The sequence below is a fragment of the Streptomyces sp. NPDC004647 genome (genome assembly GCF_040609575.1).
Taxonomy (GTDB): Bacteria; Actinomycetota; Actinomycetes; order Streptomycetales; family Streptomycetaceae; genus Streptomyces.
The window spans coordinates 30,185-50,899 of the sequence record NZ_JBEXKU010000038.1 but is presented as its reverse complement, the minus strand read 5'-3'; the positions used below and the strand labels follow the sequence as shown (position 1 = coordinate 50,899).

At 71.8% G+C, this 20,715-nt stretch carries 19 protein-coding genes; 8 read left to right on the top strand and 11 right to left on the bottom strand.

Annotation, left to right across the window (positions count from 1 at the left end):
- Positions 1-58: 58 nt before the first annotated feature.
- The gene (locus ABZW18_RS18610; protein ID WP_356188600.1) at positions 59-1,378 is read right to left on the bottom strand and encodes an MFS transporter; all 1,320 of its coding nucleotides are present in this window, start codon (positions 1,376-1,378) and stop codon (positions 59-61) included.
- Between the two features lie 188 nt (positions 1,379-1,566).
- Complete coding sequence (locus tag ABZW18_RS18605; RefSeq protein ID WP_356188598.1) at positions 1,567-2,358, bottom strand: metal-dependent hydrolase; 792 nt, start codon at positions 2,356-2,358, stop codon at positions 1,567-1,569.
- A 115-nt stretch (positions 2,359-2,473) separates the two neighbouring features.
- On the opposite strand from ABZW18_RS18605, the gene ABZW18_RS18600 reads away from it, so the two are divergent.
- Positions 2,474-4,999, top strand: coding sequence for a DUF3516 domain-containing protein (locus ABZW18_RS18600; protein ID WP_356188596.1), 2,526 nt, complete (start codon positions 2,474-2,476; stop codon positions 4,997-4,999).
- A 167-nt stretch (positions 5,000-5,166) separates the two neighbouring features.
- A complete protein-coding gene (locus tag ABZW18_RS18595; protein ID WP_356188594.1) occupies positions 5,167-6,033 on the top strand; it encodes an acyl-CoA thioesterase II in 867 nt (288 codons plus the stop codon).
- A 20-nt stretch (positions 6,034-6,053) separates the two neighbouring features.
- Here ABZW18_RS18595 and ABZW18_RS18590 read toward each other — a convergent pair whose 3' ends face one another.
- Both ABZW18_RS18590 and ABZW18_RS18585 read right to left on the bottom strand, forming a co-directional pair.
- The gene (locus ABZW18_RS18590; RefSeq protein ID WP_356188592.1) at positions 6,054-7,067 is read right to left on the bottom strand and encodes a DUF6397 family protein; all 1,014 of its coding nucleotides are present in this window, start codon (positions 7,065-7,067) and stop codon (positions 6,054-6,056) included.
- Positions 7,068-7,257: 190 nt separating this feature from the next.
- Complete coding sequence (locus ABZW18_RS18585) at positions 7,258-7,665, bottom strand: roadblock/LC7 domain-containing protein (protein ID WP_356188590.1); 408 nt, start codon at positions 7,663-7,665, stop codon at positions 7,258-7,260.
- A 140-nt stretch (positions 7,666-7,805) separates the two neighbouring features.
- Between ABZW18_RS18585 and ABZW18_RS18580 the strand changes: the two genes are divergently transcribed.
- Positions 7,806-8,234, top strand: coding sequence for a PPOX class F420-dependent oxidoreductase (locus ABZW18_RS18580; protein ID WP_356188588.1), 429 nt, complete (start codon positions 7,806-7,808; stop codon positions 8,232-8,234).
- Positions 8,235-8,309: 75 nt separating this feature from the next.
- Here the strand turns inward: ABZW18_RS18580 and ABZW18_RS18575 are convergent, their stop codons facing one another.
- The 5 genes from ABZW18_RS18575 to ABZW18_RS18555 all read right to left on the bottom strand — a co-directional run bounded on the left by ABZW18_RS18575 (position 8,310) and on the right by ABZW18_RS18555 (position 13,130).
- A complete protein-coding gene (locus ABZW18_RS18575) occupies positions 8,310-8,918 on the bottom strand; it encodes an ATP/GTP-binding protein (protein WP_356188586.1) in 609 nt (202 codons plus the stop codon).
- Entirely contained in the window at positions 8,899-9,315 is a 417-nt protein-coding gene (locus tag ABZW18_RS18570; protein ID WP_356188584.1) for a DUF742 domain-containing protein, read from the bottom strand. The genes ABZW18_RS18575 and ABZW18_RS18570 overlap by 20 nt, the downstream gene beginning before the upstream one ends.
- 20 nt (positions 9,316-9,335) lie before the next feature.
- Positions 9,336-9,776 carry a roadblock/LC7 domain-containing protein gene (locus tag ABZW18_RS18565; protein WP_356188582.1) on the bottom strand — a complete coding sequence of 147 codons (441 nt, stop codon included), beginning with the start codon at positions 9,774-9,776 and terminating at the stop codon, positions 9,336-9,338.
- On the bottom strand, positions 9,773-12,286 hold the full coding sequence (locus tag ABZW18_RS18560) for an ATP-binding protein (protein ID WP_356188580.1): 2,514 nt from the start codon (positions 12,284-12,286) through the stop codon (positions 9,773-9,775). The genes ABZW18_RS18565 and ABZW18_RS18560 overlap by 4 nt, the downstream gene beginning before the upstream one ends.
- Positions 12,287-12,359: 73 nt before the next feature.
- Positions 12,360-13,130, bottom strand: a complete 771-nt coding sequence (locus ABZW18_RS18555) for an MHYT domain-containing protein (RefSeq protein WP_356188578.1) — start codon at positions 13,128-13,130, stop codon at positions 12,360-12,362.
- Positions 13,131-13,327: 197 nt separating this feature from the next.
- On the opposite strand from ABZW18_RS18555, the gene ABZW18_RS18550 reads away from it, so the two are divergent.
- From ABZW18_RS18550 to ABZW18_RS18540, 3 genes are all read left to right on the top strand, one after another.
- Positions 13,328-13,933, top strand: coding sequence for a methyltransferase domain-containing protein (locus ABZW18_RS18550; RefSeq protein WP_356188576.1), 606 nt, complete (start codon positions 13,328-13,330; stop codon positions 13,931-13,933).
- A 226-nt stretch (positions 13,934-14,159) separates the two neighbouring features.
- The gene (locus tag ABZW18_RS18545; protein ID WP_356188632.1) at positions 14,160-14,423 is read left to right on the top strand and encodes a hypothetical protein; all 264 of its coding nucleotides are present in this window, start codon (positions 14,160-14,162) and stop codon (positions 14,421-14,423) included.
- 96 nt (positions 14,424-14,519) lie between these two features.
- The gene (locus tag ABZW18_RS18540; protein ID WP_356188574.1) at positions 14,520-15,320 is read left to right on the top strand and encodes a hypothetical protein; all 801 of its coding nucleotides are present in this window, start codon (positions 14,520-14,522) and stop codon (positions 15,318-15,320) included.
- Positions 15,321-15,445: 125 nt separating this feature from the next.
- On the opposite strand, the gene ABZW18_RS18535 is transcribed toward ABZW18_RS18540, so the two are convergent.
- Positions 15,446-15,988 (bottom strand): MOSC domain-containing protein, encoded by a 543-nt coding sequence (locus ABZW18_RS18535; protein ID WP_356188573.1) that lies wholly within the window; start codon positions 15,986-15,988, stop codon positions 15,446-15,448.
- Positions 15,989-15,993: 5 nt separating this feature from the next.
- Entirely contained in the window at positions 15,994-16,182 is a 189-nt protein-coding gene (locus tag ABZW18_RS18530; protein WP_356188571.1) for a hypothetical protein, read from the bottom strand.
- A gap of 295 nt (positions 16,183-16,477) precedes the next feature.
- Between ABZW18_RS18530 and ABZW18_RS18525 the strand changes: the two genes are divergently transcribed.
- Positions 16,478-19,387, top strand: coding sequence for a DEAD/DEAH box helicase (locus tag ABZW18_RS18525; RefSeq protein WP_356188569.1), 2,910 nt, complete (start codon positions 16,478-16,480; stop codon positions 19,385-19,387).
- On the top strand, positions 19,384-20,670 hold the full coding sequence (locus ABZW18_RS18520) for an SWF or SNF family helicase (RefSeq protein WP_356188567.1): 1,287 nt from the start codon (positions 19,384-19,386) through the stop codon (positions 20,668-20,670). The genes ABZW18_RS18525 and ABZW18_RS18520 overlap by 4 nt, the downstream gene beginning before the upstream one ends.
- The last annotated feature ends 45 nt before the right edge of the window (positions 20,671-20,715 follow it).

The following is a 20,715-nucleotide window of genomic DNA, read 5'->3' as shown; positions in this document are numbered from 1 at the left end:
GCCCGGCCGTCCGCCTGCGCAGCGATGCAGCAGGCGGACGGCCGGACACGGGCGCTGCCTAGGCTTTCGCCCGGCGCTTGAGGACGGCGATGGAGAGCAGGGATATCACGGAGAGGCCGATGATGTAGCCGGAGACCGACATCGACGTACCCGTGCTCTGCAGCAGCAGCACCATCACGAAGGGTGCGAGCCCGCCGCCGAGCACCGCGCTGATCTGGTACCCCAGCGATGCGCCGGTGTAGCGCATCTCCGCGGTGAACAGTTCGGAGAACAGCGCCGCCTGCGGACCGTACATGACACTGAGGAAGAAGCAGCCGACGAACGTCCCGACGGCCAGCCAGAGGAGCGAGCCGGTGTCGATGAGCAGGAACATCGGGACCGCCCACAGCAGCAGACCCACGGCGCCGATCTCGTAGACCTTGATCCGGCCGATCTTGTCGGACAGCGCCGCCGCGGCCGGGATCATCAGCAGCTGGAAGCAGCTGACCACCAGCGAGACCATCAATACGGCATTGCGGTCCATGCCGAGTTCGCGGGTCGTGTAGTCCAGCACACCCGTGATGAGGATGTAGAACGTCGCGGTGTTGACGGCGAACGAACCGCCCGCGAGCAGTACGGTCCCCCGGTGATTGCGCAGGATCTCGCGCAGCGGGGAGCGCTCGCCGCTCTGCGCCTTCTCCTGGGCGGCGAGCCGCTGTTCGGCCTCCCGGAACTCCGGGGTCTCCTCGACGCGGGTGTGGATGTACCAGGCGAGGACGAGGACGAGGAGGCCGACCACGAACGGCAGCCGCCAGCCCCAGGACGCGAACGCGGCGCCCGGGGTGACGCTCGTGGCGATCAGAAACGCGGTGTTGGCGGTGACGACGCCGATGGGGACGCCGAGTTGGACGAGGCTGCCGTACAACCCCTTCTTACCCGGTGGCGCGTACTCGGTGGCCATGAGCATGGCTCCGCCCCACTGGGCGCCGACGGCGAGGCCCTGCAGAACGCGGAGGAGAACCAGCAGGACCGGCGCGAGGATGCCGATCGTGTCGTAGGACGGCAGCAGGCCGATGGCGGTGGTCGCCACGCCCATGACGGTCAGCGCGAGGACGAGCATGGGCTTACGGCCGCGCTTGTCACCGAAGTGGCCGGCGATGACGCCGCCGACCGGTCGGGCGATGAAGCCGACGGCGAAGGTGGCGAAGGCCGCCAGCACGCCGGCGACCGGACTTGCCGTGGGGAAGAACTGGTCCCCGAGGACCAGGGCCGCGGCGATGCCGAAGATGAAGTAGTCGTACCACTCGACGGCCGAGGCCAGAGCTGCCGCGCCGGCGGTGCGCCGGCGGCGGGAGGTTTCTATTGCGGAATCGGCGCTGAGAGTCGGGGGTGTGTCCATGGTGCCGCCCTTCACGGGGACGAGGGGACTGAGCGGAGACATGTCGGCGCCGACATGGGAGAGCAGAGACCCGGGGGGTGAAGTGCGAGTGAACGTACCGACCGGCTGGTATGGCGTCAACAGATTGCGACAACCGACTTCCTACCAGCAGGTAAGTTGAGTAACGGCCCGCCGGAACTCCGCAGCCCTCAGATGACGCCGAGAGCTCCCAGCCCGCCCACACCGCCGAGCAGCATGAAGACGGGCATGAGGAGCTTCAGCTCCACCCAGCTGCCCGCGCGGAAGCGCATGGGCTTCGGCGGACCGACCGGGTACCAGCGCTTGCGGCCGATGGGGATCGGCCACAGGATCGGGCAGCCGGAGACGGTCAGGGCGTCGCCGATGTCGTGCACGAGGGCCCCGAGAACGATGGGCAGGCCGAGCCACAGGTACTCCTGGCCCGGCGCCGTGAACAACCAGTCCGCCCCATTGCCCGGTTTGTGCAGAATGTCGGCAAGGATCCATGCGCTGGTCGCGCCGAGCAGCCAGACGAGGACGTCGCTGGAGACCCGGGCCGCCCGCCACAGCAGTCCCTCCACGGCGAGCACCATATGGACAAAAAGGACGGCGAGCACGGCCCATCGGCCGCCCGTCATCGCGAGGACCGCCGTCCCGGTCCCGATGAGTACGGCCCACAGCCAGGTGTGGGTGAGCGTGCGGTGGCCGCCCGTGCGCCGCGGGTCACCCTGCATCTTCGTGGCCTTGTACACGGCGTACGAGAGCTTGTCGGTCACCTCGCACACGCCGCGCGAGATCGGGCCGAAGGCGCGCGATATCGTCGCCGACTTGTGATCGAGGTCGGGGGCGAGCGCCGCTCCCGCGCATATCAGGGCGCCGACGACGAGTACGGGCCAGGGCATCGGACGATCGGCCGCGGCTGCCGCCGCGCCCACCCCCAGCCAGGCCGCCGCCCCGGACAGCGAGTGCGCCGGTCCCATCATGCTCTTCCCACCCCATGTGCTCTTGTGTGTTGACGCCCTGTCGGCGGCACAGCGTACCGCCCCGTGATCTTCGTCCGATCGGCCGGTTCCCTCCTCCGGCCGGAAGGCAGGCAGTATGGAGGGCGTGACCACCCTTATCGATCATCTGCCGAACGACGCCGATCCCGACGCCCTCTTCGAAGCGTTCTCGACGTGGGCCGAGGAACGGGGTATCTCCCTCTACCCCGCCCAGGAAGAAGCGTTGATCGAGGTGGTCTCGGGGGCGAACGTCGTCCTGTCCACACCGACGGGCTCGGGCAAGAGCCTGGTTGCGGCCGGCGCGCATTTCGCCGCGCTCGCCGACAACAAGGTGACCTTCTACACCGCGCCGATCAAGGCCCTGGTGTCGGAGAAGTTCTTCGACCTGTGCAAGCTCTTCGGCACCGAGAACGTCGGCATGCTGACCGGCGACGCGTCGGTCAACGCGGACGCCCCCGTCATCTGCTGCACGGCGGAGGTGCTCGCCTCCATCGCGCTGCGCGACGGCAGGAACGCCGACATCGGCCAGGTCGTGATGGACGAATTCCACTTCTACGCCGAGCCGGACCGCGGCTGGGCCTGGCAGATCCCGCTGCTGGAACTGCCGCAGGCGCAGTTCGTCCTGATGTCCGCGACGCTCGGCGACATGACGCGCTTCGAGGAGGACCTCACCCGCCGCACCGGCCGCCCGACTTCGGTCGTACGCTCCGCGACCCGGCCCGTACCACTGTCGTACGAGTACCGCACGACGACGCTCACCGAGACACTGACCGAGCTGCTCGAGACCCATCAGGCACCGGTCTACATCGTGCACTTCACGCAGGCGGCGGCGGTGGAGCGGGCGCAGGCGCTGATGAGCATCAATATGTGCTCGCGTCAGGAGAAGGACGAGATCGCGGCGCTGATCGGGAACTTCCGGTTCACCACCAGGTTCGGCCGGAACCTCTCGCGATTCGTACGGCACGGGATCGGGGTGCACCACGCCGGGATGCTGCCGAAGTACCGGCGGCTGGTCGAGCGGCTGGCGCAGGCCGGCCTGCTGAAAGTCATCTGCGGTACGGACACCCTGGGCGTGGGCGTCAACGTGCCCATCCGCACGGTGCTGTTCACCGCGCTGACGAAGTACGACGGAACCCGGGTGCGCACCCTGCGGGCCCGGGAGTTCCACCAGATCGCCGGACGTGCGGGACGGGCCGGATTCGACACCGCGGGCTTTGTCGTCGCCCAGGCGCCCGAGCATGTCATCGAGAACGAGAAGGCCCTCGCCAAGGCGGGCGACGATCCCAAGAAGCGCCGCAAGGTGGTCCGGAAGAAGGCACCGGAGGGCTTTGTCAGCTGGGGCGAGAACACCTTCGAGAAGCTGATCGCCTCCGACCCCGAGCCGCTGATCTCCCGCTTCCGTGTCACCCACGCGATGCTGCTGTCGGTGATCGCCCGTCCGGGCAACGCCTTCGAGGCCATGCGGCGGCTGCTGGAGGACAACCATGAGGACCGCCGCTCGCAGCTGCGGCACATCCGGCGCGCCATCGGGATACACCGCTCGCTGCTCGACGGCGGGGTGGTCGAGCGGCTGGACGAACCCGACGAGCAGGGGCGGGTCGTACGGCTGACCGTGGACCTGCAGTCGGACTTCGCGCTCAACCAGCCGCTGTCGACCTTCGCCCTGGCGGCCTTCGAGCTGCTGGACCCCGATTCGCCCTCGTACGCCCTGGACATGGTGTCGGTCGTGGAGTCCACGCTGGACGACCCGCGGCAGATCCTCGCGGCGCAGCAGAACAAGGCGCGGGGGGAGGCCGTGCAGCAGATGAAGGCGGACGGCGTCGAGTACGAGGACCGGATGGAGCGGCTCCAGGACGTCTCGTACCCCAAGCCGCTGGAGGAGCTGCTCTTCCACGCGTACGACGTCTACCGCAAGAGCCACCCGTGGGTCGGCGACCACCCGCTCTCCCCGAAGTCGGTCATCCGCGACATGTACGAGCGGGCGATGACCTTCACCGAGTTCACCTCGCACTACGAACTCGCCCGGACCGAGGGCATCGTGCTGCGCTATCTCGCCAGCGCGTACAAGGCCCTGGAACACACGGTCCCGGACGATCTGAAGTCCGAGGACTTCCAGGATCTGATCGCCTGGCTCGGGGAGATGGTCCGTCAGGTCGACTCCAGCCTCCTCGACGAGTGGGAGCAGCTGGCTAACCCGGAGGAGGAGTCGGCGGAGGAGGCGCAGGAGCGGGCCGACCAGGTCAAGCCCGTCACGGCGAACGCCCGCGCCTTCCGGGTGCTGGTGCGCAACGCGATGTTCCGCCGGGTGGAGCTGGCGGCGCTGGACAAGGTGGCGGAGCTGGGCGAGATGGATGCCGAGACCGGCTGGGACGAGGACGCCTGGGCGGACGCCATGGACGGGTACTGGGAGGAGTACGACGACCTGGGGACCGGTCCTGACGCGCGCGGCCCCAAGCTGCTGCAGATCGAGGAGCAGCCCGAGCACGGGCTGTGGAAGGTCCGGCAGACCTTCGCCGACCCCAGTGGCGACCACGACTGGGGCATCAGCGCCGAGATCGACCTCGCGGCCTCCGACGAGGAGAGCCGCGCGGTCGTCCGTGTCACCTCGGTGGGTCAGCTGTAGCAGCGCCGTCCGGGGTCGGGCGCGCTGTCGGCTGTGGTCTGCCGGATCCCGGCCGCGGCCGCTTCGGCCTGAGGCCAGGAGGCCAGGAGGCCAGGAGGCCTGCGGAGCGTGCCCGGGCTGCTGCTGATCTAGTCTGGCGCTGCTGTGGAACCGGACGAGGAGCAACGATGACCAACCCCGCCGACCGCCTCGTCGATCTGCTGGATCTCGAGCAGATCGAGCTGAACATCTTCCGTGGACGAAGCCCCGACGAGTCGTTGCAACGGGTCTTCGGCGGGCAGGTCGCCGGGCAGGCCTTGGTTGCTGCGGGGCGGACCACGGACGGGGACCGCCCGGTGCACTCCCTGCACGCGTATTTCCTGCGGCCCGGGAGGCCGGGTGTGCCGATCGTCTACCAGGTGGAGCGGGTGAGGGACGGACGGTCCTTCACCACCCGACGAGTGGTGGCGGTACAGCAGGGCCGCACCATCTTCAATCTGACGGCCTCCTTTCATCAGCCGGAGCCCGGCTTCGAACAGCAGCTGCCCATGCCCGAGGTCCCCGAGCCCGAGAAGCTGCCGACGCTGCGAGATGAGCTCCGCGAGCAGCTCGGCGACCTGCCCGATGCACTGGAGCGCATGGGACGCCGGATGCCCTTCGACATCCGCTATGTGGAACGGCTGCGCTGGTCCAAGGAGGAACTCGAAGGCGTCGAGCCGCGCAGTGCGGTCTGGATGCGGGCGGTGGGTCCGCTCGGGGACGATCCACTGGTCCACACCTGCGCTGTCACCTACGCCAGCGACATGATGCTGCTGGACGCGGTCCGCGTCCCGATCGAACCGCTCTGGGGATCACGGGGGTTCGACATCGCCTCCCTGGACCACGCCATGTGGTTCCACCGCCCCTTCCGGGCGGACGAATGGTTCGTGTACCAGCAGGAGTCGCCCATCGCCACCGGCGGGAGAGGCCTGGCGCGCGGCCAGATCTTCGACCGCCACGGCCAACTCCTCGTTTCCGTGATGCAGGAGGGGCTCTTCCGCCGGCTGCAAGGGTGAGCGTCCGTCACAACGGTGCCCTACCCGGTGCGGAAGCGCAGCCATCCCAGCAGGCCGCGTGAACACTCGGCCGATTCGGTCACCGGTCCCGGCTTCGGCTCCGGTTCCGGTTTCTCCTTCGGCTCCGGTTCCGGTTTTCGCTGCTGGTCCGGGTTCCGCTCGTACTGCGGATTCCGCCCGGGGGCCGGAGCCGGAACCGGCGCCGATTTCCGCGTCGCAGCCGCAGCGGGCAGATCAGCCGTGCCGTTCGAGCCCGGCCGCGGAGCCTGTCGCACAGCCCTGGCCTCGTCCAGCGAGAGCGCCAGGCCGATCCGGTTCCAGAGGATCTCGTCGGGGTCGTCGGCCGTGATCAGCCGCTCGACGACATCCCACGTAGCGGTGGTGTCGGCCCGAACGGGCACCAGCGCGGGCCGTAGTCTGCGCAAGTACGCCCGCTCGTACGGATCGTCCACGACGTCCGCGAGTTCGTCGGCCGCCAGTACCGCGGCCGACAACGCGGCCCGCTCCCACGGGTCATCGGTCTGCCTGGCCAGCTGCCCGATGCGCCGACCGCGCCAGTTCCGCGCCCGCCAGTCCTCCCCGGCATCCAGCATCGCCCGCAGGTTCGTGGGCGTGCTCCCGGTCAGCAGGCCCGGCTCGCGTTCCGCGAACGTGCGCAGCTCCCTTGCCGGATAGAGCCACACGACGGCCCGGTAGCGATTGATGTAGAACTTCACCGGACTGAAGCAGCCGACCCGTGCGAGACGGGTGAAGCGCTCGGGACTGATCCCCATCAGCTCCGCACCCTGCGCGGTTCCGACCACCCGCACGCGCTCGAGCAGGCCGCCCGGGAAATCCTCGGCCTCCCGCAACCGGGCCACTTCCGACCGCGGCACCCGCCGCCGCCCCGTCCCGGGGACGGCGACGGTGCGCACCTCCTCGAGCTGCACCGCGAGGTCCAGCTCCCGCCGTTTCAGGCCCAGCTCCTCCGCGGCCCTGCCATAGGCGAGCGTCTCCCCCGCGCCGTGTGCCGTGCCCCGTTCCCGCACTGTCATGACGGTCCTCCCCCGCTGCGGTCGTTCACTCTCGGTGACGACCGTAGCCCGGGTATGCGTCAGTTCGCTCCGCCTGTGGATAACTCCCGCGACGGCGCCATCGAGGGCGACGGCGGTGGAGACAGCGAAGACGACAGCGGTGGCGACAGCGGTGGGTGGTGGTGGCGTCGGCTGCGTGGGCGTGGAGCGGTCAGCCGCCGATGGTCCGGCCGCCCTGCCGTACCGAGACCCCCAGATGCTCGCCGACCCGGTTGACGAGCAGGGTCATCTCATAGGCGATCTGGCCTATGTCCGCGTCCGCGGTACTGAGTACGCACAGACAGCTCCCGTCGCCCGCCGCCGTCACGAACAGGACCCCGTCGTCGAATTCCACCATCGTCTGCCGCACCCGTCCCGCTCCGAAGTGTTGCCCGGAGCCTTTGGCGAGGCTGTTCAGCCCGGATGAGACCGCCGCGAGGTGTTCCGCGTCCTCGCGCACGAGTCCATCACTCGCTCCTGTCACCAGACCGTCGTTCGACAGCACCAGTGCGTGCCGCACGTCCTCGACCCTCTTCGTCAGGTCGTCCAGCAGCCAGTCGAGCTCCTTGTCGAGCGCCATGTCGTGCCTCCCCGTCCAGCGTGGCTTTTCCCCTCAACTGCCGTGCCAGCCTGTCCCACCTGGGCCGTCCGGGCAAGCCACCCTGCCGGTGCGGGCGTCGTACCGGGCGGGGCGGCCGCCCATGGCACAGGATGGGGCCCATGGCACAGACGATGACGCACGACGAATGGCACGCGTTCGTAACCCAGGGCACCCGGACCGCCAAGCTGTCGACCGTACGGGCCGACGGCAGCCCGCACGTCGCACCCGTGTGGTTCGTGCTGGACGGCGACGACCTGGTCCTCACCACCGGCAAGGAGACGGTCAAAGGTCGCAATCTGCGGCGTGACGACCGGGTCGCCATCTGTGTGGAGGACGACCGGCCGCCGTACGCCTTCACCACGCTCCAGGGCCGCGCCCAGATCAGCGAGGAACTCCCCGAACTGCGCCGCTGGGCGACCCGCATCGCGGCCCGCTACGTGGGCGCGGAACGCGCCGAGGAGTACGGTGCCCGCAACGGCGTGCCGGGCGAGCTCCTGGTACGGGTGCGCGTCGACCGGGCGGTCGCGCTGTCCGGCCTGACCGACTAGGTACCGTCGAGAGACCGGCCGGGTGCCATCGTCCTGGGTGCCGTCGACCCAGGTGCCGTCGAGCGGTCCGGCAGCTCAGCCCACCGAGTCGAGCAACCGGGCAGTGTGGATCCGTCCGGCGTACTCGACAAGTCTGACCAGCACTTCCTTCCCCGAGTCCCGGTCCCGCGCGTCGCACAGCACCACCGGGGTCCCCGGATCGAGATCGAGGGCGCGCAGTACCTCCTGCGCGCCGAACTTCCGTGCCCCCGCGAAGCAGTTGACCGCCACCACAAACGGTATGGAGCGGTGCTCGAAGTAGTCCACCGCGGGGAAGCTGTCCTCCAGCCTGCGGGTGTCGGCGAGGACCACGGCGCCCAGCGCACCGGTGGACAACTCGTCCCACAGGAACCAGAAACGATCCTGGCCCGGAGTGCCGAACAGATAGAGCGAGAGCCCCGAACGGATGGTGATGCGGCCGAAGTCCATGGCCACGGTGGTGGTGGTCTTCCTGTCGACGCCTCCCGTGTCGTCGACGGTCTGGCCGGCCTCGCTCAGCTGTTCCTCGGTGCGCAGCGGGCGGATCTCGCTGACCGAGCCGACCAGGGTGGTCTTGCCCACCCCGAATCCGCCCGCCACGAGGATCTTCAGTGCGAGTGCCTCGTCGGCGGCCTGTTCGGCGGTTTCAGAGCGCGCGGAGTCCATCGATCACTTCTCTCAGGATGTTCTCGTCGGGGAGGTGCGCCGGGGGTACGGGCCTGCTGACGCGGACGCAGCCGAGTTCGAGCAGGTCGCTGAGGAGGACACGGACGACGCCCGCCGGAAGGTCGGCGTCCGCGGCCAGTTCGGCGACCGACTGGCTCTCGGACTCGCAGAGAGCGAGCAGTGTCCGGTGCTCGGGACCCAGCCAGGCACGGTCGGCTCCACCCTCCGCGTTCGTGTCGAGGGAGACGAGGGCGATCAGGTCCAGCGGTGCACTGCCGGGTGCGGGCCGGGTCCGCCCGCCGGTCATCGCGTACGGGCGGACGAGAGGGCCTGCTTCGGCGTCGTACCAGTTGCTGCTGTACCGCTGCAGCCGTCCTCTCGGCATATCCGGTGTCATGTCCGCCGCCGCCCTGCCGGTCAGCCCGCGGCCGGCGGCTGCGGTGCCGTGAACCGGGCGGGCGCGTCCAGGTGTTCGCCCACCCTCTTCACGAGCCGGGCCATCTCGTAGGCGATGAGGCCCACATCGGCGGTGACGGTGCTGAGAACGGCGAGGCAGGATCCATCACCCGCAGCCGCCACGAACAGGAATCCGCCGTCCATCTCGACCAGCGTCTGGCGCACGCCGCCTACCTGGAAATGGCGTCCGGTGCCCTTGGCCAGACTGTGGAAACCGGAGGCCACGGCGGCGAGGTGTTCGGCATCCTCGCGAGTGAGCCCGTCCGAGGCTCCCACCGCGAGGCCGTCACCCGAGAGCACGACCGCGTGCCGTACCTCCTGGACCCGGGTGACGAGGTCGTCCAGCAGCCAGTCGAGCTCCCCGGTGGAGTGCGCGGCGTCGGTTCGGTGGGGCTCGATCATGATCGGTCTCCTTTGCTTGCTCCGGCGGCGGGAGCGTCCCCGCCCCGGGCCCAGCCGTTGCGATAGGCCGCCATACGGGCGCGGACCTGTTCCGGAGTGCGCTCTTCGGGCTCATCTCCGGTCGGTGCGGACACGGTCGGCGGCTCGGACGCGGGCGCCTCGCGCAGCTGGGGTACCAGGCTGGCCTGGCGTATCCGGCGCGGCAGCTCGCCGTTGTCCGGACCCCCCTGCTCGGTGGGGAGCACCCGCCCCTGCTCGGTGGCGAGCACCCGCCGCGGGCCGGGCGGCATCTCGCCGCCTCCGGACCCTGACCGGTGGCGGGGGGCGGACAGCCCTGGAACGGGCCGTGGACCGGGCCGTGGACCGGGCACAGCCGTGGGACGGCCGTTGGCGCGGGCCGCCGCTATCCGGTTCGGTCCCTGCCCGGCCACTCCCTGCCCGGCCGCGGGTTTCTTCAGCGGCTGCGGGATCTCCGCCGCCTCCAGCAGCGCCTTCGGCAGCAGCACGACCACGGTCGTACCGCCGTACGGGGAGGGTTGCAGGGAGACCCTGACACCGTGCCGGGCGGCGAGCCGGCTCACCACGAAGAGCCCCAGCCGGTCGCTGTCGAAGAGATCGAGCGCCTCGGACTGGACGATGCGCCGGTTGGCCTCGGCCAGGCTGTCCTTGCCCATGCCCAGGCCACGGTCCTCGACCTCGAGGGCGTAGCCGTTGCCGACCGGTTCCCCGCTGACCCGCACCTTGGTGTGCGGCGGGGAGAACTGCGCGGCATTCTCCAGGAGTTCGGCGAGCAGGTGGGTGAGGTCGGCGACCGCGGCCCCGGCAACGGCCGCCTCGGGAAGCTGCCGCACCTCCACGCGCGCGTAGTCCTCGACCTCGGACACGGCGGCCCGGACCACGTCGGTCAGGGGGACCGGCAGCCGCCAGGCGCGCCCGGGGGCCTCTCCCGAGAGGATGATCAGGCTCTCCGCGTGGCGGCGCATCCGGGTGGTGAGGTGGTCGAGCCGGAAGAGGTCGCCGAGTTCGTTCGGGTCCTCGGCGCGCCGCTCCATGCTGTCGAGCAGGGCGAGCTGCCGGTGTACCAGGACCTGGCTGCGCCGGGCGAGGTTGACGAAGATCCCCGAGACCCCGTCGGCGAGTTCGGCCCGTTCGGCGGCGGCTCGCAGGGCCGCCCGGTGGACGCTGCCGAGTGCCTCGCCGACCTGGGCGACCTCGTCCTCGGCAGGTGGCCCCGGCGGGGCCTCGGCGGTGATGTCGATCCCCTCCCCCGCTCGCAGCCTCCTCATGGCCTGCGGAAGTTTGTGCCGGGCCAGCTCGAGGGCGCTGTTGCGCAGCGTGATCAGCTCGACGACGAGGCCGCGGCCGATGCGCACGGAGATGACGAGGGAGGCGATGACGGCGGCGAGTCCGAGCAGTACGGCCGCTCCGGCCGGGGCCGACAGCCCGCGGGTGAACGGATCGGCGCCTTCGGCAGCCGCGCTGAAAGCGCCGGTCTCCAGCCTGCGCAGATCGCTCCGGAGGGTGTCGTACGGCCGGTCCCAGGTGTCCGCCGGCGCGGCGTCCGCCGCTTTGCGCCCAGGGGCGGCGCGCAGCACCTTGTCCTCCACGGCGCGCACGCCCGCGTGCGCACTCCCTTCGGAGATCCCGCGCCACCTCCGGCGGTCCGCACCGCGCAGATCGGCCACCGACCCGTCCTCGAGGAGCCGCCGGGCCTCCACTGCGCCGGCGAACTGCCGGTAGCGGTCCCCGTCGAGCGACCGGGTCAGCTGGGCCGCGGAGAGCAGGGCATCCTCACGGGACAGCAGTTCGCGGGAGCGTGCCAGCTCCAGCAGCACGCGCGCGTCGGAGGCCCGCCCCGGGTCCTGTACGCCCGCCAGGGCCCCTCCGGCCCCGAGGGCCGTGTCGATGGCGTCGGTGTACGCGCCGTAGGCCTTGTCCCAGCTCACGCCGCGATCGGCGATGCTCGGGCGCAGCGCGGCCAGGCTCTCGGCACGGGCCACGAAGCTGTTCATACGGTGCGCGGCTCCGGCGGGGAGCTCCATGGCGTCGGCGACGGTGTGGCGTTCGCCGAGCCGGAGCCGCTGGATCGTCCGGTCCGTGCGCCGCGTGTGCCCGGCGAGGTCGGCACGGTCCGCCGTGGGCTCGGCGAGGTGCCGGACGGCGGCCCTGCGCTCCTGCTGCAGAGCGTCCACGGCCGTGGCGACCGGTTCTCGCACCTGTGAGTCCACACGCTGCAACTGCCGCAGCCGCGCCACCTCCTGGGCGGTGCCGACAGTGGCGAACGCCCACAGTCCCAGCAGCGAGACGACCGGCACCATCAGCAGGCAGACGATCTTGGCTCGTACGCTCCGTGGCCGCAGCCGCAACCGGCCGGTGGCGGTCCGCCGCCCGGGCGGTACGGCCGACGACTCCGCTTCGTCGGCGGGCGGACCGGCGTGCGCTCGTCGTCCGCGCGCCGGGGGCGCGGGTCGCGGCGCGGCGCCGCCCGGTGTCCTGCGGGGGTATCGCATGGCCTCCTCGTTCCGTGCTGGCATTCCCGGCCCGGCGGGACGGGACGGTGGCTGGTGGTGCGTACGCCGGGTCTCAGGCCGCTCCTTCCGTCAGCCGCTGCGCGGACGCGGACGCGTCGCGCTCCCGCGCCGTCGGGGAGAGCGCGACGAAGGCCGAGGTGAGGAACAGGTACGAGCCGAGGCCGACGGCGAGCGGGAAGATGAACTGCATCGCCGAGGCCCCGGGCAGGCTGCCGCCGGAGGGCGTCACACGCACGCTGACGGCGAACATCCCGGTGTAGTGCATGCTGCTGACCGCCACGCCCATGACGAGAGAGGCGACGGCGACCGCGATCGGGGCCTCGATGTTGAGCGCGGCCCACAGCGCCGCCGTGGCGGCGACCACCGCGATGGCGACGGACAGCACGACCTGCCATACGTCGTAGCGGACGGAGCCGTGGAGCCGGAGCGCCGCCATGCCGATGTAGTGCATGCTCGCCACCCCGATGCCGGTGGTGAGTCCGCCGATTGCGAGGGCCCGTACCCGGTTGCGGCCGTAGCCGACGGCGAAGACCCCGACGCCGACGACGGCCATCGCGACGACCAGGCTGAGGACGGTGAGCGGCACGTCGTAGCGGATCTCCGTGCCACTGACGGCGAAGCCGAGCATCGCGAGGAAGTGCATCGTCCAGATTCCGGTACCGATGGCGGAGGCCGCGGTGATGAGCCAGTTGCGGCGAGCGCTGCCCCTCGCGGTGAGGGCGCGCACGGTGCAGCGCAGTCCCAGCGCGGCTCCGACGCAGGCCATCACGTACGACAGAACGGGGGTCAGCCACCCGAAGGCGGTGTGGTCCAGGTGTCCCATGGCTCCGGGACGCTAGTCCCGGCGGGGGCATACGCCATGGGCTCATTTCGGAACGGAACCGAATTTGACAGCGACAGTTCCCGAACGATCGCAGTGTGCTCGAACATGCACACCGCACGGGTGTTCCGCGAACGTGCGACAGCCCGGGTGTGCCAGCCGTGACAGAGCGGGCGCCCGGGGAGAGGGACCATGGGGGCATGGACTCCGACCACGCTCACGTACGTGAATTCTTCGCGGCACGGGCCGAGAACTGGGACGCCCGCTTCCCGGACGACGGCCCGGCCTACGCGGCCGCGGTGGCGGAACTCGGGCTGCGCGCCGGGGATACGGTGCTCGACGCCGGCTGCGGCACCGGGCGGGCACTGCCGGAGCTGCGTGCGGCGGTGGGTCCGTCCGGCACGGTGCTGGGCTTCGATCTGACCCCGGAGATGCTGCTGGCCGCCGCCCGGGCCGGACGGGGCGGCAGCGCGCGGCTCGCGGTCGCGGACGCTACGCGGCTGCCGCTGCGGGACGCCTCGCTCGACGTGGTGTTCGCCGCCGGGCTGGTGGCGCATCTGCCGGAGCCGGGCGCCGGGTTGCACGAGCTGGCGCGGGTGGTGCGCCACGGCGGACGGCTGGCGCTGTTCCATCCCATCGGCCGGGCCGCGCTGGCCGCGCGTCAGGGCCGCCGGATCACCCCCGGCGACCTGCGCGCCGAGCCCAACCTCCGGCCGCTGCTGGCCGCGTCCGGCTGGCGGCTGGTCTCGTACACGGACGAGGACGACCGCTTCCTGGCGCTCGCGGTACGTCAGTCCCGCCCCTGAGACCCGCATTCATGCCTGAAGGCCGGGATGCCCAAGGCCCGTGTGCGGGCCGAGGACCCGAGGAGAGGGGCGGATCTCCGTGAAGCAGTGGTTCCGGAAGCCGTGCGCGACCGGCCCGCTCCAACTGCACGGACGCAGGGCACACTTGAATGATCAGAAGGTCGGCCGATGGTGAGGGCGAGGGGTGATTCGCGTGTTGCGCAGACTTCGCAAACTGGTCGAACCGTTGAGGAGCGGGGAGCGGCCGCCCCGGGCCGCATCGCCCGCCCACCGGCAGCACAATCTCTTCGAGGCGGCCGCCGTCTATGTCGCGGCGGGCATCGAGGATGATCAGGAGCGGCTCGCGGAGGCCGCGGAGTGGGTCTCGCCCGAGGCGATGTCGTTCGGGCTGAACGAACTGGCCTGCCGGGCGGTCCTCGTGCTCGCCCGTGAGCGTGACGAGTCGCCCCAGACGGTGGCGCGGTCGCTCCTCGGCCTGCCGGCGGCGTGACGGGGCCGAAGTACGCCTCCGGGTGCCGCAGACTCTCGACGCCGGGGTCGCCCACTGGCTAGTGTGCGCGCACCACTGACCGAGGGGAGAGTGACCGTGCCCGCGACGCACGACGCCGACGACACCGAGGATGCGCTGTTCGTGCTGACCGCGGTACTGCTGACGCCCGCGCAGTTCCCGAGCGTGCTGGGGGACGACTACCCGGAGGCGTGCTCCGTGCTGGGGCTCGAGCCGTACCAGGAGGGCTACGGCCTGGTGCTCGGGCAGGACGGCGAGGGCGCCCGGTGGACCGTGGTCATCGATGACGTGTCACTCGTCGCCTGTGCCCTCGCCGCGTGGGACTGCGGGATGGAGTACGACCTTTCGCCCGACGAGCGCAGCGTGGTCGCCGCGCTGCGCGGCTGGCCCCTCGCCGTGGCGGTGGCCGCGCCGGGCGTCCCCGCTCCGCACGACCCCGCGCCCGACCCGGAGCTGGACGACGCCGGTCGGCCGCCGCTCAGCCCGCCGGACTCCGAGGCATGGGGTCCCGCGCAGCGCCGGCTCGGGGCGGACGAGATCGCCCTGCAGTGGGCCATCTGGCGGGAGCAGGTCGACGAGGACGTGGAGTTCGTGGAGCCGGGCGAGCAGCCGAACGGCGCGGTGCGCAAGGTGCTCGAGCAGGCGCGCACCTACGTGGACGCGCCGCCGCCGCCCGGCCGTATCCGCTCGGCCTTCGCCTCGGACGGTGCCCGCACCCTGCGCGCCGACGGCCCAGGGTGGAGCATGGTGGCCCGCACCGACGACATCGCCTTCATCCTGCATGACGACGATCCGGGCGAGGTCCTGCCGGTGGGGCGCGGGCCGGAGCTGCCGGGCCTGCTCAAAGCGCTCGACGAGCTGGCCGTGCGGCCCGCCTGATCCCGGCGCGCCGCGTCGTCCGACCGGCCGTCCCGGCCGGGGTCGTGCCCCCGTCCTGGCCGGGGGTGCGCCCGCGCAACGCCGACCGGTGCCGCCGCCTCGGCCCGGCGCCCCGGACCGCTCCCTCAGACCCGCTCCAGAGGGCGGTGCGGACCGGCGGGCAGCTCGACACCGACCGGATCGCCGGGCCGTACCTCCCCGCTCGCGACCACGATGCCCATGATCCCGGCCTTGCGGACGGTCCGGCCGTCCGGATCGCGCCCGACGACCTGCTTGAGCAGCCCGTCCTGGAACCCGTCGATCTGCAAACAGGGGTTGCGCAGCCCGGTCACCTCGACCACGGCTGCGTCTCCGAGCCGCAGCAGCGTTCCGACCGGGAGCCGCAGCAGGTCGATGCCGGCCGTGGTGACGTTCTCACCCAGCCGGCCCGGCGCGATCTCGAAGCCCGCCGCACCGACCTCGGCGAACAGCTCCTCGTGGATGAGGTGCACCTGCCGCAGGTTCGGCTGGGTCGGGTCCTGGGCCACCCGCGAACGGTGCTGCACCGTCACGCCCTGATGCGCGTCCCCCTCGACGCCCAGCCCGGCGAGCAGCCGGATGCTGCCCCGGACGGCCTTGCTGAAGGTGTGCTCAGCGCTCCTGCTGACCGCCGTGACCGTGCCACCCACGCCGGTCAGCGTCCCAGCTCCTTACGGTTCACCCGGCGCAGCCTTCGCCGCTGCGACGGGTCGAGCAGCAGATAAGCGCCCACCGGCACACCGACGATGATCAGCAGCGTGGCCCAGAACGGGATGGGGAGCAGCCACATCAGAAGTATGGCGACCACCACTCCCCCGAGGGCGACCTTGGCATTCCTCGACATCTCCGACGCCTCCTTCGCGGCGACCGCCGCAGTCATCCAGAGAACGGGCACGCACGTGCAACAGTTCCGCAGGCACCACGACCGGCACCACCAGTGTCACTCGGGACGGAGCGGAGCGCCGATCTCATGCAGGTGCCGCAGCGCCAGGACGTAGGAATCGAGCAGCCCGGTCCCGGCGTACGACACCCCCAGGGCCCATCCCCCATGTATTCGCCGCTGTCGGGGAGCGCATTGCCTGGGGTATCCTCGGCGGCTCCGTGCTCCACTAGTCAAATTTGAGGAATGCGTCAGCGCTGTGACCACGCTCCCCGCGGCAACGCCCTCCGAGATCTCCGAACTCTCCCGCTGCACGGCCGTCTTCCTGCCCGGCGACCCGGCGCGCACCGGCCGGATCGCCTTCTGGCGCCCCGGCGGAGACCCGCCCGCCGGGGCCGGCCCCGGCTCCGGCTCCGGCTCCGGCTCCGTTCAGGAGCTGACCGTGGCCGTCCCGTACGAGGACGACGTACGGGCGCGGACCGTACGGGCCCTGGTCCTGCCCGTCGGGGACGCGGTGCCGGTCCTCACCCGGGCCCGGGCCGCGAAAGGTGACCCGGCCGCCGTCTTCTGGGGCGCCGCCGCCGTACTCGCCCTCCAACTGGCCGCCCGGGGCCGCCTGCTGCCGGGCCTCACGGCCACCGATCACGACGCGTGGCGGGTGGGACCGCTCACCGCTGACGATCTGCGGCGGGTGCACGAACTCGCCGATGCCATGCCTCCCTCCGCACACGCCGTACCGCTGCCGGGCACCGGTCCGCTGCGGCTCCCCGACCCCGAGCGGCTCGTACGAGCCTTCCTGGACGCCGTCGCCGACTGGCTGCCCCGCACCCCCGCCGCCCCCCTCGCCGCGGGCGGCCCGGCCTTCACCGCCGCCGAACCACAGCATCTGCCCGGGCAGCGCGACTGGGCCTCCGGCGTGGCCGCCGGACACGACGCGGGCGTACGGCTGTCGCTGCGGATCGAGCGCGGCATGACCGGCCCTGCCGGCGGCCAGGCCGGGAGCACGCGCGCGGAGGGCGGCGGGCCGCGCTTCCGCGCCGTTCTGCAGGTGCACAGCCTCACTGACCCCACCCTGGTCGCGGACGCGTCCGAGGTGTGGGCGGGCTCCGCCGGTACCGCCTTCGGCCCGCGTGCCCGGATGGACACCCTGCTCATCCTGCGCCGCGCGGCGCGCGCCTGGCCGCCGCTGTCCCCGCTGCTGTCCGCCGCCGTCCCGGACGCCATCGAGCCGGCCGACGAGGAGGTCACCGAGCTTCTGGGCGAGGCCGCCCGGACGCTCGAGGCCGCGGGCGTGCAGGTGCACTGGCCGAAGGAGGCGGCCCGCGAGCTGACCGAGCGCGCCGTCGTCGGCTCTCCCGAGGGTGGCGCCCAGAGGGGCAGGGACAAGCCGGAGTCGGATCTTCCGTCCCTGCTGTCCGCCGACGCCGTACTCGCGTTCAGCTGGCGGTTCGCGGTCGGCGGACAGGATCTGACCCGGGAGGAGCTGGACCGGCTCGCCGAGGCCGGGCGTCCCGTTGTCCGGCTGCGCGACCAGTGGGTGCTCGTCGATCCCGAGCAGGCCCGCCGGGCCCGCGAGCGGCAGGACCGCAAGGTCACCCCGGTGGAGGCGCTCGGCGCGGCACTGACCGGTTCCGCGGAGGCGGATGGCCGGCGCGTCGAGGTGGAGGCCGATGGCCTGCTGGCGGCGCTGCGCGACCGGATCGCCGCCCCCGAGGGCGCGAGCCGCGAGCCCGTACGCCCGCCGGCCGCCCTCGCCGCGACACTGCGCGACTACCAGCTGCGCGGCCTGGACTGGCTCCACCGGATGACGTCGCTGGGCCTCGGCTGCGTGCTCGCCGACGACATGGGCCTGGGCAAGACCATCACCCTCATCTCGCTCCATCTGCACCGGCGGCAGGATCCCTCGGCCGCCGGCCCCACGCTGGTCGTCTGCCCGACCTCGCTGATGGGCAACTGGCAGCGGGAGATCGAGAGGTTCGCTCCCGGCACCCCGGTGCGCCGCTACCACGCCGCCTCGCGGAGCCTGGAGGATCTGGCCGACGGGGAGTTCGTCCTCACGACGTACGGCACGATGCGGCTCGACGCGGCCCGGCTGGACGGCGCCGGCCCCTGGGGCATGGTGGTCGCCGACGAGGCGCAGCACGTCAAGAACCCCTTCTCCGCGACCGCCAGGCAGCTGCGCACCATCGGTGGCAAGGCGCGCGTCGCCCTCACCGGCACGCCGGTGGAGAACAATCTCTCGGAACTCTGGGCGATCCTCGACTGGACCACCCCCGGCCTCCTCGGCACGCTCGGCTCGTTCCGCAGGCGCTACGCGCAGCCCGTGGAAGGCGGAGCCGACCCGGCCGCGGCCGGGCAGCTCGCCAAGCTGGTGCGGCCCTTCCTGCTCCGCCGCCGCAAGTCCGACCCGGGCATCGCGCCCGAGCTGCCGCCGAAGACGGAGACCGACCGTGCCGTCGCGCTCACCAAGGAGCAGGCCGGGCTCTACGAGGCCGTGGTGCGCGAGACCCTCGCGGAGATCTCCGGGACCGGCGGCTTCGCGCGCCGTGGGCTGGTGGTGAAGCTCCTGACCTCCCTGAAGCAGATCTGCAACCACCCCGCCCAGTACCTGAAGGAGGACCGGCCGAGAATCCCCGGCCGGTCCGGCAAGCTGGAGCTGCTGGACGAGCTGCTGGACACGATTCTCACCGAGGACGCGAGCGTGCTGGTCTTCACCCAGTACGTACAGATGGCCCGCCTCCTGGAGAGCCATCTCGCGGCGCGCGGGGTGCCGACGCAGTTCCTGCACGGTGGCACTCCCGTCGAGCGCCGCGAGGAGATGGTGAAGCGCTTCCAGGACGGCGAAGTGCCGGTCTTCCTGCTGTCGTTGAAGGCGGCGGGCACCGGTCTGAATCTCACTCGCGCCGAGCATGTCGTGCACTACGACCGCTGGTGGAACCCGGCCGTCGAGGCGCAGGCCACGGACCGCGCGTACCGCATCGGCCAGACGCAGCCGGTGCAGGTGCACCGCATCATCACGGAGGGCACGATCGAGGACCGGATCGCGGACATGCTCCTGCGCAAACGTGATGTGGCGGACGCCGTGCTGGGCAGCGGTGAGGCCGCGCTGACCGAACTGTCCGACGCCGAGCTGGCGGACCTCGTCGAACTGCGGAGGACCGAGCGATGACCGAAGGCCATGGAAAATCTATCGAACGCACGTTCGCCGCTCTGCCGCCCGCGCGGGGCCGCGGCTTCGCGCGGACCTGGTGGGGCCAGGCCTGGTTGAAGGCGCTGGAGGACACCGCCCTGGACGGCGAGCAGCTGAGGCAGGGCCGGAGGTACGCGCGCGGGGGCGCGGTCGGCGCGGTCTCCGTCCGCCCGGGCCGGATCACCGCTGTCGTCCAGGACCGTGACCGTACGCCGCTCCGCTCCGACGTGCTGGTGCAGGAGCTGAGCGAGGACGAGTGGGACCGGCTGCTGGACACGGTAGCCGACCGGGCCGGGCACATCGCGGCGCTGCTGGACCGCGACATGCCGCCGCATCTGGTCGAGGACGCGGCGGCCGCAGGCGTCGAACTGCTCCCGGGGATCGGCGATCTGGAGCCGGAGTGCACCTGTGACACCTGGGACCACTGCGGTCATACGGCGGCTCTCTGCTATCAGTTGGGACGGCTGCTCGACCAGGACCCGTTCGTGCTGCTGCTGATGCGGGGGCGCGGGGAGCGTGAGCTGCTGGCCGAACTTCAGCTGCGCAGTCGGGCGCGCGCGTCCCGGGAGGACGTCGGGCCGAGGGACGGACAGGACGGCGCGCCCGAAGGCGTCCTGGCGCGGGAGGCGTTCGCCGCGCGCGGCAGCCGGCCGCCGCTGCCCGCTCCCCCGCCGCCGGTGGACGCCCCGGGACGGCCGCCGGTGCTCGCCGGCGACACGGATCCGGCGCCCGGCCTGGACGTGGCGGCACTGGAGTTCCTCGCCTCGGACGCCGCCGCGCGGGCACAGCGGCTGTTGGCCGAGGCACTCTCGTCATGGCACGAGCTCTCCCCGCTCGCAGCGGAACCGACGCCCGGTCAGGATGCGGTACGGCTGGCCTCGGTGCGCCCCGAGGCCCGTATCAGCGCGCGGCTCGCCGCCGGTTCCGGCCGGGACCGAGCCGATCTGGACCGGGCCGTCAGCGCCTGGGAACACGGCGGCGCGGCGGGGCTCGCCATCCTCGAGGAGGAGTGGGCTCCGGACCCGGAGGCGCTGGCACGCGCGCGGGCCCAGCTCTCCTCGGCCTGGGCGGACGAGGACCGGGCCCCGCGGCTGCGCGCCACCGGCAACCGCTGGACGGTTGCCGGCACGGACGCACAGCTGCGCTACGGGCGCGACGGCCGCTGGTGGCCGTACCGCAAGGAGCGGGGCCGGTGGTGCCCGGCGGGCCCGGCCGACCACGACCCGTCGGCCGCGCTGGCGGTGCTGCTCGGCGAGGACTGACGTGGACCGACGAGCGTTTCGTGGTGGTGGGCGGGGCCGGGGTCC

Coding starts and splice junctions, on each gene's coding strand:
- ABZW18_RS18585 (WP_356188590.1), bottom strand. CDS start 7,665: ATGGCGCTCGACAAGGAGCTCGACTGGCTGCTGGACGACCTGACGAAG.
- ABZW18_RS18610 (WP_356188600.1), bottom strand. CDS start 1,378: ATGGACACACCCCCGACTCTCAGCGCCGATTCCGCAATAGAAACCTCC.
- ABZW18_RS18530 (WP_356188571.1), bottom strand. CDS start 16,182: ATGTCGAGGAATGCCAAGGTCGCCCTCGGGGGAGTGGTGGTCGCCATA.
- ABZW18_RS18605 (WP_356188598.1), bottom strand. CDS start 2,358: ATGATGGGACCGGCGCACTCGCTGTCCGGGGCGGCGGCCTGGCTGGGG.
- ABZW18_RS18550 (WP_356188576.1), top strand. CDS start 13,328: ATGGACTCCGACCACGCTCACGTACGTGAATTCTTCGCGGCACGGGCC.
- ABZW18_RS18575 (WP_356188586.1), bottom strand. CDS start 8,918: ATGGACTCCGCGCGCTCTGAAACCGCCGAACAGGCCGCCGACGAGGCA.
- ABZW18_RS18590 (WP_356188592.1), bottom strand. CDS start 7,067: ATGACAGTGCGGGAACGGGGCACGGCACACGGCGCGGGGGAGACGCTC.
- ABZW18_RS18560 (WP_356188580.1), bottom strand. CDS start 12,286: ATGCGATACCCCCGCAGGACACCGGGCGGCGCCGCGCCGCGACCCGCG.
- ABZW18_RS18555 (WP_356188578.1), bottom strand. CDS start 13,130: ATGGGACACCTGGACCACACCGCCTTCGGGTGGCTGACCCCCGTTCTG.
- ABZW18_RS18565 (WP_356188582.1), bottom strand. CDS start 9,776: ATGATCGAGCCCCACCGAACCGACGCCGCGCACTCCACCGGGGAGCTC.
- ABZW18_RS18595 (WP_356188594.1), top strand. CDS start 5,167: ATGACCAACCCCGCCGACCGCCTCGTCGATCTGCTGGATCTCGAGCAG.
- ABZW18_RS18570 (WP_356188584.1), bottom strand. CDS start 9,315: ATGACACCGGATATGCCGAGAGGACGGCTGCAGCGGTACAGCAGCAAC.
- ABZW18_RS18580 (WP_356188588.1), top strand. CDS start 7,806: ATGGCACAGACGATGACGCACGACGAATGGCACGCGTTCGTAACCCAG.
- ABZW18_RS18520 (WP_356188567.1), top strand. CDS start 19,384: ATGACCGAAGGCCATGGAAAATCTATCGAACGCACGTTCGCCGCTCTG.
- ABZW18_RS18600 (WP_356188596.1), top strand. CDS start 2,474: ATGGAGGGCGTGACCACCCTTATCGATCATCTGCCGAACGACGCCGAT.